The sequence below is a fragment of the Litorimonas sp. WD9-15 genome (genome assembly GCF_050271975.1).
In the GTDB taxonomy this organism is placed as follows: Bacteria; Pseudomonadota; Alphaproteobacteria; order Caulobacterales; family Maricaulaceae; genus Litorimonas.
Genome location: NZ_CP189850.1, coordinates 2917514 through 2933855, shown reverse-complemented (window position 1 = coordinate 2933855; position 16342 = coordinate 2917514). Strand labels below are relative to the sequence as shown.

At 53.8% G+C, this 16342-nt stretch carries 1 protein-coding gene; it reads left to right on the top strand.

Annotation, left to right across the window (positions count from 1 at the left end; genetic code table 11):
• Nucleotides 1-135 precede the first annotated feature (135 nt).
• The gene (locus ACP9M6_RS13675; protein ID WP_427451992.1) at nucleotides 136-16050 is read left to right on the top strand and encodes a VCBS domain-containing protein; all 15915 of its coding nucleotides are present in this window, start codon (nucleotides 136-138) and stop codon (nucleotides 16048-16050) included.
• Nucleotides 16051-16342 lie beyond the last annotated feature (292 nt).

Sequence of the window (16342 nt, the reverse complement as noted above, 5' to 3'; positions counted from 1 at the left end):
AGGACGTCATCATGACGTGACCGCGAGGGGCTTTCCCTCTTTTCCTTCGTGGCGCGCAGGAAGCTCAACTCAAAATTCATTCAAAATACGCCCGTCACATTCGGGATATCCAAACAAACTTAGGGGACTATCATCATGGCACTTTCAGCGACTTTTACATCAGGTGACGACAATGTAGTGAACGCGGCCGAGCAGGCTACAGGAATTTTCTCGATATTGGGAACGGGTGCAACGCCTAACAGTACTGTTTCGTTCAACCTTGGGGGCAATTTTTTCGAGGCCATGGCTGACATGAATGGTGAGTTCAGCTTCGATCAAAATTCTATGTCAAATGGGATGCCGCCTGTCAGTTTTGGGTCTGTCGTTCAAGCCGCTTCTGACAACATTCTCTCTCTAAGTCTCAGTGATACAGGTGGTCAGACCGGGAGTGCCTTTTTAACGATTGACACGACAGCTCCGACGGCCCCAACGATTTCGGTCAGCAACACCCTGGTTTTGGATGGCGACACGACAGATTTCGTTATCACGGTCGTGTATAATGAGTTGATGGATGAGTCAGCCGGTAATGAGCCGTCTGTTTCACTCTCTGCGGTTCCTGCCGGTTTTGCCTCACCGACTGGGGTTTGGACAAATGACGGGATGGTTTCAACTTATACCGTGACCTATTCCGTCGCGGATCTGGATGCTGAGGTTGAAGACATTGATATCACCGTGAGTGGCGGGAGAGACGTTGCCGAAAACCCGGCGGCGGGCAATGTGGCTGTGGCAGCATTCTCAGTCGATATGGCGGCCCCGGCGCCGGGCACGCTTTCTCTGGATAATTTTCAGGATACCGGCCCAGGTAACGTGGATAATAGCGATGGGATCACATCCGATAATACGTTTGATTTGTCCCTTATGGGTCAAGATATGGATCCAACGACAACCGTTGCATATGAAGTCTCAACGGATGGCGGTATGAGCTTTACTTCAACGACTGCTGTGCAAAACGCTATTCCTGATGGCGATTACGTCTTCCGTGCCGTGGTCATGGATGACTCGGGCAACAGCTCGATCAGCAATACAGTTTCTGTGACTGTCGATGCCTCTGCAGATAAAGACACCGCCTTAGAGGTCAGCTTTGCGGACATGGAAATTAGTTCGCTGGAATCCGGTGCAACGTTTATCAATGTTGTCGGCTTGGACTCTGATGCATCCGGCACGTTGACTGTAACTGACAGTGCTGGTGGCACGGCGACACTTATGAATGTGTCGTCAGCAGACCTGACTGCCGGGCAAATCGCCATGAATATTTCCGGCTTGGCTGACGGCGCACTTATGGTTGATTTCGACGTGACCGATACTGCGGGCAATACAACTTCGGCGAGCGCTAATACCGCAGTATTGGACCAAACGCCTCCCTCCGTCGTAACGTTCGACATTGTCGATTCCTCGCTGAATGTTTTGAATAATTCCACGACCGTATCTATCGCATTTTCGGATCCGGTGATGGGATTCACAGCCGATGATATTTCTGTCCCCGCCGATTTCACGGTCGTATTGGTATCCGGTGGCGTTGGCGACAGCGTTTTTACGGCTGTCATCACAGCGCCTTCGGGATTTGAAGGAAACCTTCAGGCTTCGATTGCTGCTGGGACTTACACCGATTTATTCGGCAATCCGGGCGAGGCTGGAGCGTCTGACACAATTCCTGTAGACACGGCAGCGCCTGCCGCCCCGACAATAGCCCTAACTGTTGACACTGGTGCTGATGGCGATTTGATCACGTTCAACGGTGAGGTCACTCTCACAGATGTTGAGATGGGGGCGACCGTTGAGTACTCTCTGGATAACGTGACGTTCACAACGACACAGCCTAATCTAACGGATGGATCCAACACGGTCTACGCGCGTCAGATTGATGCCGCGAATAATACCGGGCCATCAGCCTCCATCACATTCACGCTCGACACCGGGAATCCGTCCGGATTCGCGCCTTTGGCCGTGAATATTGATGAATATGTTGAGGGTGCGGACCCTGCGCCTGTCGCAGGTGATATATTGGCGACATTGGTCGCAACAGATGGTGGGGCGGCGCCTGAGCTGACCTACACGCTAGCGAATGATTTTGGCGGTGCCATTGCACTTGTCGATAATGGCGGGAATTGGACTCTTATTGTGGCGGATCCGGAACTCTTTGATTTTGAAGACAACTCCAGTTTTGAGGTCGATCTAACAGCGACAGATACAGCGGGTAATGCGACAACGGAAATGTTCACAATTTCGCTGAATGATTTGAACGATGCGCCCGTTATTGACGGGTCTGCCGGTGTGACCGGTGGTGTCACTGAGCGTGCGGATACGAATGAAGCCGCTGAAAATGCCCCTGCGGGCTTCGGCACGGCCGGTGCTTTCACCTTCACCGATGATGACGAAACAGACTCCCATTCCGTTTCCGTCGCCAATGTTAGTTCCAGTAATGGGTCTTTCTTGGGTGTGTTTCTCGCAGGCGCTTCGAGCCCGGCTCAGGGTGGAAATACGGGTGTTATCAGCTGGACATTCGATAATCTGGATGCCTCTGACATGGCGATTGTCGATGCTTTGCCGGAAGGTGATACAATCACGCAGGTTTACGCGGTCACGATTAATGATGGGCAGGGCGGCGTCACAACCCAGAACGTCACAATTACGATTACGGGTACAAATGATGCTGCTATTTTTGCCGGTGACGTTTCGGGCGCTGTCGTTGAAGCGGGCGGTGTAGCTAATGCTGACGCCGGGACTCCATCTGTAATGGGCACAGTGACTGTGACGGATGTCGATACGGGCGAGACTGGTTTTCAGGCTGCGATGGCGGCAGATCTTGTTGGGACTTACGGCACGTTCACCTTTGATGAGACATCCGGGGCTTGGACCTATTCGCTCGATAACAGCGCGGCGGACGCCCTCAATGATGGGCAGGTTGTCACGGAAACGCTGACGATCCTCTCCTTGGACGGCACGAGCCAAGATATTGATGTGACTGTTACGGGCACAAATGATGCGCCTGTCCTCGCGGCGCAGGTCGGAACTGTTGGTGCTGTTGAAGACGGTTCAATGGTGATGTTTGATCTGTCGGCCATTGGCTCCGATGCAGATGCGGAGAATGACGGATCGAACCTGACATATTCGATTGAAACAGCGCCCGGTGAGGGCTCTGCCATGGTCTCAGGAACAAACTTGATCTTCAATCCGGGTATGGATTTCCAAGACTTGGCGGCAGGGGAAACGCGTGATGTCACGGTCACTGTACTGGCCGAAGACTCGCAGGGTGAGACTTCAAATGTTCAGACAGTCACCTTCACGGTGACGGGCACAAATGATACGCCTTTCGTCGTCGCAGGTGGCGATGTTTCGGGCAGTTTATCCGAAGGTAATGACGCCATTACGGTCTCAGGGGTATTCTCTGTCACAGATGTCGATTTATCTGACGTTGTGAGTGTTTCCAATGTCTCTGTCGCCGCGACGGGTACGGGCGCCGCAGAAGCGCCAAGTGAAGCTGCGCTTCTGGCGCTCATCACAGAGCCTTCCAATCCGGAAATTGTCGGTAGTTCTGACGCCACGGATACACTCGATTGGACTTTTGCTGCCGCAGCGGGCGTGTTTGATTACCTCAATGACGGTGACGTACTGGTTCTGACTTATACCGTGACCCTATCGGATGACGCGATGCCCCCGGCGACGACAACGCAGGGCATTACAATTACGATTACGGGTACGAATGACGCGCCGGTCTTTGCTGGAGATTTAACGGGCAATGTTGTCGAGGCGGGCGGCGTCGCCAATGCCGATGCCGGGACTCCGTCTATCACCGGAACGGCCACTGTGACGGATGCAGACACAGGTGAAGGTGGTTTCGGCCCAATTGCTGTGGCTGACCTGACCGGTGATTACGGTACATTTACGTTTAATCAATCAACAGGGGCTTGGTCCTATACCCTCAATAACGGCACGACTGACGCTCTGAATGACATGGAAGTCGTGACAGATACCCTGACTGTCACGTCCTTGGACGGGACGCCTCAGGATTTGGTTGTCACCATCACAGGTTCGAATGATGCGCCCGTTCTGGCGGCACAGGTCGGCACTGTTGCAGCCGTTGAAGATGGTGCGGCTGTCACGTTTGATCTCACGGCTCTGGGTTCTGATGCGGATGCTGAAGATACCGGCGCGAGCCTGAGCTACGCCATTACGACAGGTCCGAGTGAGGGCACGGCGACGATTGTGGATGGCGAACTCACCTTCGATCCGGGTATGGCTTTCCAAGACTTGGCGGATGGCGACACCCGCACTGTCACTGTGCAGGTTCAGGCGACGGATGCCCGCGCGGCGACTTCGAATATCGAAACGATTACCTTTGTTATCACGGGCACGAATGATGACCCTGTGATTGACTCCATCAATGGAAATACAGGCGTCGTTACGGAAGCGGCTGAGACCTCCGCGACTCCTGCCGATAATGCGGGCGACCTTATGGTTTCAGGCGCGATCGGCTTTAATGATCTTGATGACGGCAATACATTTACGGCTGAAGTCCTGTCTGTCGAAATTGCAGGCGGTACAGAGCCGTCAGCAGAATTTGCTGGCGTTGATCTCCTCGCGCTGATGTCTCTTGTTGATCTTGATGCTGGCACAGCCGGTATCCAAGTTGACGAGGCTGGCGGTCTGCAGTGGACATTCACGGCGGGTGAAGATCTGTTTGATTATCTGGCGGATGGCGAGTCCATCGTCTTCGAATATACGCTGCGTGTCACCGACAATGACGGCGGTTTTGATGATCAGATCTTGACGATCACGGTCAATGGCGCAAATGATGCGCCTGTTGTCACAGTTATGAATCCCGTCGACGACACCGAGGGTGATTCCCTTGACAGCGCAGGGGACACAATTGCGCCGCCGCTTCCGACCGCCGCTGACGATGTCACAATTGACCTCAACACATTGACGACAATCGTCGAAGTTGACGAAAGTGACACACAATTAATTGACGGTGTAACAATCTCCAACACGACATCCGCCGCTGTCCTTGCGGCTCTGGGTGGAGTCTCCGCTGGCGATATTGAAGCGCTGTTCACAATAGACGGCGATGAGGTCACATATAACCGCAATGCGCCGTTATTTGATATGTTGGGCGACGGTGAATCCATCACCGTTGATGTGACTTTTGATGTCACATCTGGACCGGACACAGTGTCCCGGACCGTTACACTGACGATTAATGGCGCGAATGACACGCCCTACTTCATCACGCCGCTATCTGCGACTGAGGCCACAATTACCGAAGATGTCGGCGTGGATGGCATGGACAATCACGTCCGAGATTTCACGATTGAATTTGACGATGTTGAGCTAAACGACACGCATACAGTCACGATTTTGCCATCAGGCCCGGAAACCGCTGATTATATCGGAACGTTCTCCTCAGGCTTTACAGAGACTGCGACGGGCACAGGCACGGGCGAGGTGATTTTCCAATTCGTCGTCGCGGATTCTGTCATTGAAAACCTGACATCCAGCGATAGTTTTGTCCAAACCTATGCGGTTTCAGTCAGTGATGGGGACGGCGCCACAATTACGCGCGAGATTGAAATTACAATCGAAGGCACAAATGACGCGCCTGTTATCACGGCGATCACGCCGGATACGGGTACAACAATTATTGAAGATCAAGCTGTCATTGAGACAGGTTCTGCGGATACGCAAAGCCTTACGGGGACAATCGACTTTGATGATGTCGATATCAGCAGTCTGGCCATCGCGTCAGGTGTTGCCGATACGAACTCTATTACGGCCACGGTAACGGGCACGACTCTGGAAGGCGCCGCCTTTGCAGGAACGATTCCGTCCGGTCTCCTGACCTTTAATGTGTCCGGCGCGAATGCGGCCAGCACAGTCGGTAATCAGGCGACGTGGTCCTTCGACATTACGGATGGAGATTTCGACTTCCTCGCTGCGGGCGAAGATTTGGTAATCACATATGACGTGACGGTCAGTGACGGGAATGGCGGCACATCGACGATGCCATTATCCTTTACCATCACGGGTACAAATGATCTGGCGACCATTACTGGTACTGCCACGGGCGGCGTCACCGAAGATGATGCTATGGCGAACACGGCCACGGGCACATTGACGGTTTCAGACGCAGATACCGGTGAAGACGTTCTGATCGCTGTTATGGCGGGTCAGGACGGCGATAATGGCTACGGCACATTTGAAGTCTCCGCTGCGGGCGTTTGGACTTACACATTGGATGATTCTGACCCTGCGGTTCAGGCGCTTCCCATGGGCGCGACCCTAACGGACACAATCACGGTCATGTCGGCTGACGGCACGGCGTCTCAACTCATCACTGTTACAATTACAGGCGCGAATGATGCGGCGACCTTTGCTGGCGATGTCTCGGGCGCAGTGGTTGAAGCTGGCGGCGTTGCGAATGCTGACGCCGGGACTCCGTCAGTCTCCGGGACCGTCACAGTGGCAGATGTCGATACGGGTCAGGCCGGTTTCCAAGCGGCGCTCGCGGGTGATCTTGTTGGCACTTATGGTACTTTCACCTTCAACGAGATGACGGGGGCATGGGATTACACACTCAATAACAGCACAGCAGACGCGTTGAATGATGAGGAAGTTGTCACAGATACGCTAACCATCTTGTCGACAGACGGCACGAGTCAGGATCTCGTCGTGACCATTACGGGCACGAATGACGCGCCCGTGCTCGCGGTGCAGGTCGGAACAGTCTCTGCAACTGAAGATAACGGATCTGTTGCTTTCGACCTGACAGCCTTGGCCTCCGATGTAGATGCCGAAGATACAGCGGCGAATTTGACCTATGCGATCACGACAGCTCCGAGTGAGGGCAGTGCGTCGATCAGCGGTGGTATGCTGATATTTGATCCGGGTACTGATTTCCAAGAGTTGGGTGCAGGTATAACGACGACAGTCACGGTCCAGGTGCAAGCCACCGACGCCAGTGGTGGAACCTCGAATATTGAGACGATCACATTCACCGTCACAGGCGTGAATGACGATGCCGTTATTGCAGGCGTTGCGACAGGTGATGTCACGGAAGATGACGCGATGGCGAATACGGCCACGGGTACACTGACAGTCACTGACGTTGATACGGGCGAGAATGTTCTTGTTGCGGTGACTGCGGGTACAGCTGGCGATAATGCATACGGCACGTTCGAAGTTTCCGCGGCGGGTGTTTGGACTTACACATTGGATAATATGAACGGTGTGGTTCAGGCGCTTCCGGCAGGCGATACGCTGACGGATACGATCACGGTTATGTCGGCTGACGGGACTGCGATGGAAACCATCACGGTGACCATCACGGGTACGAATGACACGGCCACGATTGCGGGTCTCGCGACAGGTGATGTGACTGAAGATGATGCGATGGCGAACACGGCCACGGGTACGTTGACAGTCACGGATGTCGATACGGGTGAAAATGTTCTGGTCGAAGTACCGTCCGGTACAGCGGGTGATGCAGGTTACGGTACCTTCGCCGTTACGGCGGCGGGTGTTTGGACTTACACATTGGATAATTCCAACAGTTCAGTTCAGGCTCTACCTGCAGGCGTCACGCTTACCGACACGATTACTGTCTCATCAGAAGATGGTACTGCGATGGAAACCATCACGGTGACCATCACGGGTACGAATGATACGGCCACGATTGCGGGTGTCTCAACTGGTAACGTGACGGAAGATGACGCCATGGCAAATACGGCCACGGGTACGCTGACAGTCACGGATGTTGATACAGGCGAAGATGTCCTTGTGGCCGTTGCTGCGGGTACCGCTGGTGACGCGGGTTACGGCACGTTCGAAGTCTCTGCGGCGGGTGTTTGGACATACACGCTGGATAATTCCAATGGGTCGGTTCAGGCGCTTCCGGCTGGCGATACGCTGACGGACACGATCACGGTTATGTCGGCTGACGGGACTGCGATGGAAACCATTACGGTGACCATCACGGGTACGAATGACACGGCCACGATTGCGGGTCTCGCGACAGGTGATGTGATCGAAGATGACGCGATGGCGAACACGGCCACGGGTACGTTGACAGTCACGGATGTCGATACGGGTGAAAATGTTCTGGTCGAAGTACCGTCCGGTACAGCGGGTGATGCAGGTTACGGAACCTTCGCGGTTACGGCGGCGGGTGTTTGGACTTACACATTGGATAATTCCAACAGTTCAGTTCAGGCTCTACCTGCAGGCGTCACGCTTACCGACACGATTACTGTCTCGTCAGCTGACGGGACTGCGATGGAAACCATCACGGTGACGATCACAGGGACGAATGATGCTGCCACGATCGCGGGCCTTGCGACGGGTGGTGTGACGGAAGATGACGCCATGGCCAACACTGCCACAGGAACACTGACGGTGACTGACGTTGATACAGGCGAGGATGTTCTGGTCGAGGTGCCAGCCGGTACGGCGGGACTAAATGGCTATGGCACGTTTGAAGTCACGGCGGCGGGAGTTTGGACATACACCTTGGATAATTCCAATGGGTCGGTTCAGGCCCTTCCAGCAGGAGTCACGCTAACTGACACGATCACGGTTATGTCGGCTGACGGGACTGCGATGGAAACCATCACGGTGACCATCACGGGTACGAATGACGCGGCCACGATTGCGGGTCTCGCGACAGGTGATGTGACTGAAGATGATGCGATGAATACGGCTTCCGGAACGCTAATGGTGACGGATGTCGATACAGGTGAAACCGGCTTCCAAGCCGCAGCTATGGCTGACCTCTCCGGCACTTACGGCACATTTACCTTTGATGAGACATCGGGGGCTTGGACTTATACGCTCAATAATATGCTGGCCGCGACACAAGGCCTGACGGATGGACAGGACGTCACGGAAACGCTGACTATTCTTTCTCTGGATGGAACAAGTCAGGATATCGTTGTGACTGTCACGGGTGAAAATGATCTAGCGACGATCGTTGGCGATGTAACAGGTGCTGTTGTCGAGGCGAGCGGTGATGATACGCCTGACGCCGGGACTCCGTCGGATAGCGGCACGCTGACCGTGTCTGATGCTGATGTGGGTGAGGCCGTCTTCCAAGTTGCGTCGGCCGGTGATCTTGCCGGGACTTATGGTACATTTACGTTCGATGACGCCACAGGCGCTTGGACATACACATTGGATAACACTCTGGCCGCGACGCAAGGTTTGGCGGTTGGCGTGACGGCCATGGAAACGCTGACAGTTCTTTCATTCGACGGAACGGCAACCGAGACAATTACCGTCACCGTGACGGGTGCCAATGATGGCCCTGATGCGACGGACGACACCGCAACTGTGAATGAGGGCGCCTTCGGGACCTTCAACGTCCTGTTCGGGAATAGTCAAGGCGTATTGGCCGATAGCGATATTGACGGCGATTCACTCTTCGTCATATCCGCCTCCGATATTGATGATGACGCCGAAGACGGTGTGACCGGAAATGACGGTGTGAGCGGTCTGGTCTCAGGCGTTCCGCAAACATTCTTCACAGATTTCGGCGCAGAAGTCACAGTCTCGGCCAATGGATCAATCACCTATAATCTGACATCTCCAACGGCGGCCTTTAACAGCCTCGCGCTTGGCGAAATGGCGATTGATACATTCTCCTACACGATTTCCGACGGGAATGGCGGTACGGATACGGCGACATTCAGCGTCACAATCGTCGGTACGAATGATCCTGTAACCGCCGTTACCGATGCGATTGTCGCAATCGAAGACGGGGCAGGTTTGACCGGAAATCTGACGGATAATGATCAGGATGTTGATACGAATGATACATTCTCAATCGTCAATATCACGGGCGGATCCGGAACATCTGTTGCCGCGCGTTTGGACGGCGGCTTTGACCTGACGCTCTCTGATGGTGTGCTGGTCTCCGTCGACTCGGACGGATCCTACACAGTGACGGCTCCGGATAGTCTCGCCGATGGGTATGAGGTTACGGGTAACTTTACCTACACAGTCCAGGATACAGGCGGTGCGCAATCCTTTGCGACGGTCAGTATTTCCGTCACAGGCACGAATGATGCCCCGGATGTAACAATGATCACAGCTCCGCCGACGGATGAGGACCAGGCTGCTGTCGGTATTAACCTTCTTCAAGGTCAGACGGATGTCGATATGAATGATGCGCCGGATGTCCTGAGCGTGAATTCGATTGTCGTAACGTCATCCGATGGCCGCACAGTGGTCTTCAGCGATGTTGGCTCTGTTGTCACGATTGACCCGGCTCAGTTTAACGACTTGGCAGGTGGCGATTCAGTGACATTGACCATCACATATAACGTCAATGACGGTTTTGTGGATGTTCAGAACACAGCAGAGCTTGTGATTAACGGCGTCAATGATGCCGCCAGTATTGCGGGTCTGGCCACAGGTGATGTCACGGAAGATGACGCGATGGCGAATACGGCCACGGGTACACTGACAGTCACTGACGTTGATACGGGCGAGAATGTTCTTGTTGCGGTGACTGCGGGTACAGCTGGCGATAATGCATACGGCACGTTCGAAGTTTCCGCGGCGGGTGTTTGGACTTACACATTGGATAATATGAACGGTGTGGTTCAGGCGCTTCCGGCAGGCGATACGCTGACGGATACGATCACGGTTATGTCGGCTGACGGGACTGCGATGGAAACCATCACGGTGACCATCACGGGTACGAATGACACGGCCACGATTGCGGGTCTCGCGACAGGTGATGTGACTGAAGATGATGCGATGGCGAACACGGCCACGGGTACGTTGACAGTCACGGATGTCGATACGGGTGAAAATGTTCTGGTCGAAGTACCGTCCGGTACAGCGGGTGATGCAGGTTACGGTACCTTCGCCGTTACGGCGGCGGGTGTTTGGACTTACACATTGGATAATTCCAACAGTTCAGTTCAGGCTCTACCTGCAGGCGTCACGCTTACCGACACGATTACTGTCTCATCAGAAGATGGTACTGCGATGGAAACCATCACGGTGACCATCACGGGTACAAATGATACGGCCACGATTGCGGGTGTCTCAACTGGTAACGTGACGGAAGATGACGCCATGGCAAATACGGCCACGGGTACGCTGACAGTCACGGATGTTGATACAGGCGAAGATGTCCTTGTTTCGGTGACTGCGGGTACAGCTGGCGATAATGCATACGGCACGTTCGAAGTTTCCGCGGCGGGTGTTTGGACTTACACATTGGATAATTCCAACAGTGCAGTCCAAGCCCTTCCGGCAGGCGATACGCTGACGGATACGATCACGGTTATGTCGGCTGACGGGACTGCGATGGAAACCATCACGGTGACCATCACGGGTACCAATGATGCGGCCACGATTGCGGGTCTCGCGACAGGTGATGTGACCGAAGATGACGCGATGGCGAACACGGCCACGGGTACGTTGACAGTCACGGATGTCGATACGGGTGAAAATGTTCTGGTCGAAGTACCGTCCGGTACAGCGGGTGATGCGGGCTACGGTACATTCGAAGTCACCGAGGCCGGTGTGTGGACCTATACATTGGATAATTCCAATGGCTCCGTTCAGTCGCTTCCGGCAGGCGTCACGCTAACTGACACGATTACTGTCTCATCAGAAGATGGTACTGCGATGGAAACCATTACGGTGACCATCACGGGTACGAATGATGCTGCCACGATTGCGGGTGTCGCCACAGGTGATGTGACGGAAGATGACGCGGCTGCCAACACGGCTACGGGTACGCTGACAGTCACGGATGTTGATACGGGCGAAAATGTTCTTGTGGCAGTTGCTGCGGGAGCGGCTGGTGACAATGGTTACGGCACGTTTGAAGTGACTGAGGCCGGTGTTTGGACATACACGCTGGACAACTTAAATCCGACCGTGAATGCGCTGCCTGCGGGTATCACTTTGACGGACACGATCACGGTTATGTCGGCCGACGGCACGGCGATGGAAACCATCACGGTGACGATTACCGGTTCGAATGACGTCGCTGCAATCTTCGGCGTCTCAACAGGAGCCGTGACCGAAGATGACGCTGCCGCAAATGCGGCGTCGGGAACGCTGCTTATTGATGATCCGGATACGGGCGAAGCCGGTTTCCAAGCTGCTGCAATGGCTGACCTGTCCGGCACATATGGTACATTTACCTTTAACGAAGTCTCCGGTGAGTGGACGTACACGCTCGATAATTCGCGCACGGTTACACAGGCTCTGACGGATGGTCAGATTGTAACGGAAACACTGACCGTTCTATCGATTGATGGCGTCAGCCAGGATATCGTTGTCACCGTCACAGGTGAGAACGACGCCGCTACGATTGCGGGTGTCGCGACAGGTGACGTCACGGAAGATGCTGAAATCAATACGGCCACGGGTACGCTGACAATCACAGATGTGGATACAGGCGAAGATGTTTTTGTCGCTGTCACCGCTGGTACAGCGGGCGATAATGCTTACGGAACCTTCGAAGTGACCGAAGCGGGTGTTTGGACCTACACATTGGATAATTCCAATGGCACGGTTCAGGCACTGCCTGCGGGTGTTACACTGACGGACACCATCACGGTTATGTCGGCTGACGGGACTGCGATGGAAACCATTATGGTAACCATCACGGGTACGAATGACGACGCGATCTTCGGCGGCACCACAACCGGTGCAGTGGTTGAAGCCGGCGGCGTTGCAAATGCCGATGCCGGAACTCCGTCTGCGACGGGCACAGTCACTGTGGCTGATGTCGATACAGGCGAGACCGGCTTCCAAGCTGTCTTGGCCGCTGATCTTGTTGGAACCTACGGTACATTTAGCTTTGATGAGACATCGGGGGCGTGGACCTATACGCTGAATAACAGCACGGCAGACGCGCTGGATGACGGTGAGACCGTTACGGAAACCCTGACGATTATGTCCCTCGACGGGACGATGCAGGACATTGATGTGACCGTTACCGGCACAAATGATGCGCCGGTTGCGATGGCTGATGTTAATAGCGGTATCGAAGACGGCCCGCTCATTTTGGGAAGTGTTGCGACGAATGACAGCGACGTCGACGCAGATGCGATCTTGACATATACATTGGCTGACGGGCCTGTCGCAGGACTGACCTTGAGCCCCAATGGCATCTACAGTTTCGATACGACGGATGCGGCCTATCAAAGCCTTAACCGTAACGAGACATTGGTTCTGACAATCAACTACCTCGTGACGGATGAGCAGGGCGCTTCAACTCCGTCAACACTGACCATCACGCTAACCGGTACAAATGACACGCCGGTTATGACGGCGCAGGTCGGAACTGTTGCGGCGAATGAGGACGGCATGGCTGTCACATTTGATCTGTCGACATTGGGCACTGATGCGGATGATGAGAATGACGGTTCAAACCTGACTTACGCCATTACGACTGGTCCAAGCGAAGGCAGTGCGTCGATTATGGGGACAGATTTGTCCTTTGATCCGGGTTCTGACTTCCAGGACTTGGCAGCCGGTGAAACCCGCATTGTAACAATGCAGGTGCAAGCCACAGATGCTCAAGGCGCGTTCTCAAATATCGAGACGATCAGCTTCACCGTGACTGGCGTCAATGACGCGGCCACAATTGCGGGTCTTGCGACAGGTGATGTCATTGAAGATGATGCTGCGGCCAACACGGCTACAGGTACGCTGACAGTCACGGATGTGGATACAGGCGAAGATGTTCTGGTCGAAGTACCGTCCGGCACGGCAAGCGATAATGGTTACGGTACCTTTGCGGTCACGGCCGCGGGTGTTTGGACTTACACATTGGATAACTCCAATTCGGCTGTCCAAGCCCTTCCAGCAGGTGTCACTTTGACGGACACGATTACTGTCTCATCAGCAGATGGCACGGCGATGGAAACCATTACGGTGACCATCACGGGTACGAACGATACGGCCACGATTGCGGGTGTCGCCACAGGTGATGTGACGGAAGATGACGCTGCGGCGAATACTGCGACGGGTACTCTGACAATTACTGACGTTGATACAGGCGAAGCCGAATTGGTAGCCGTTCCTTCCGGTACAGCTGGCGATGCAGGTTATGGTACCTTTGAAGTGACTGAAGCGGGCGTTTGGACTTACATGTTGGATAATTCCAACAGTTCGGTTCAAGCACTACCTGCAGGTGTGACGCTGACCGATACGATCACGGTGATGTCCGCTGACGGCACGGCGATGGAGACCATCACAGTCACCATTACGGGGACCAATGATGTCGCCACGATTGCGGGTGTCGCAACAGGTGACGTCACAGAGGACGCCATGGGCAATACGACTACGGGTACGTTGACGGTCACGGATGTGGATACAGGCGAAGATGTTCTAGTCGCCGTCACCGCTGGTACAGCGGGCGATGCGGGCTACGGTACATTTGAAGTCACCGAGGCTGGCGTTTGGACTTACACATTGGATAATTCCAATAGCACAGTTCAGGCCCTTCCTGCCGGTGTGACACTGACCGACACGATTACGGTTATGTCGGCTGACGGCACGGCGATGGAAACTATCACGGTGACTATCACGGGGTCTAATGACACACCTGTTCTGGCGGGGACTGTGACGGGTGAGGTTGTCGAGGATAATGCCTTCACGACATCCGGCCAGATTACGATCACTGACGTCGATACGGGCGAGGACTTGGTCCAAGCGCAAGCGGCGGCTCTTGGCAGTAACGGACTGGGTAGTTTCACAGTCCTGTCTGACGGATCGTGGACCTACACGCTCGATAATGATAATGTGGCTGTTCAGGGACTGGCCGTTGGAGAAACAACGACTGACAGCCTGATCGTCACATCACTTGATGGCAGTGAGACAATCACACTGACCGTCACAATTACCGGCGGTGTTAATATTATTGTCGGTACAGATGAGCCTGACACATTAAACGGGACATCTGATGAGGATGATATCACCGGCGGAGACGGTGATGACTTCATATTCGGCAATGGCGGTGATGACGTTATCGACGGTGGTGCAGGTAATGATACAATCATTATTGGAGCAGGGATGACTATTATTGATGGCGGTACTGGCTTGGATAGGGTGGGCGTTGATAACAGCGTTCATTCTGTCAACGTCAATCTTGCAGTTGGGTCAGCCACATTATTCGACACGCTAGGCTCAGATATCGGATCGCTCACTCTCAGCAATGTGGAAGGAGTTAGAGGTGGCGCTGGCGATGATGTTATGGTTGCTGGAACTGACTCAGTTTCCTTTAGTGGTCTTGACGGAGATGATATGCTGACAGGAAGTGCCCAGAATGATATTTTGACCGGCGGAAATGGTGAAGATATCCTCTCAGGCGGCGACGGAATTGACCTCATACGCGGGGGTAACGGAAATGATGATCTCAGCGGTGGCGCGGGTAATGACCGCCTAAGGGGTAATTCCGGTGAAGACATGATTGATGGCGGTGAAGGCAATGATAATATCGTTGCAGGTGCCGATGACGACACTGTATATGGCGGTGAAGGCAATGATCTGATCTTGGGCGATGCCGGAGCGGATACGCTCTTCGGTGATGCCGGTAATGACCGAATTAATGGTGGAGCCGATGATGACTTCATCTTAGGTGGCGACGGCGCTGACACGGTTAATGGCGGATCGGGTGATGACCTTATCTTCGGTGGACGGGATGCTGATATCCTGAACGGCGATGAAGGGGCTGATGATATCCGTGGCGGCAGTGGAGAGGACACTATTAATGGCGGCACAGGCGCCGATAGGCTTCAGGGTAATGGCGGGAATGACACATTCGTGTTTGGAGTCGGAACGGGTGCTGACCAGATTGTCGACTTTGACGATGCCGGCAATGATGTGATGGACCTCACCGCCTTTGGCTTTGCCGACTTTGCAGACCTGCAAGGCAATATCAGCCAGTCCGGAAACCACGTCATTATTGACCTCGGTAATGGTGACGAAATCCTGCTGCTAAACACCGATATCATTGATATTGATGATGCAGACTTCCTGCTCTAACCGACGCGTCTAAAGGGGCAATCATCCGGTTGCCCCCCACTCTGAATTCAGCTTCTGAAGTATGATTATTCTATTACAAAATGTACCTGAGCTAAAAATATAGGCTCAGGTAAATTGCTTTGGGGGTATTATTGAGGGTATTAAAAAAAATTGATTGAAAAGAAGATTACAAAAACAGTAGTTTATTTTAAAACTATGCTGCCTCTTCTGCACCATTTTCCTGGCATAGCAAGTACCGTAAGCCGTTGAAAAGTTTATAAAAAACACCATTCTTCCTTGCCTTTCTTGTAGC

What these genes read in the sequence shown, in the direction of transcription:
- ACP9M6_RS13675 (WP_427451992.1), top strand. Translation starts at nt 136, where the DNA reads ATGGCACTTTCAGCGACTTTTACATCAGGTGACGACAATGTAGTGAAC.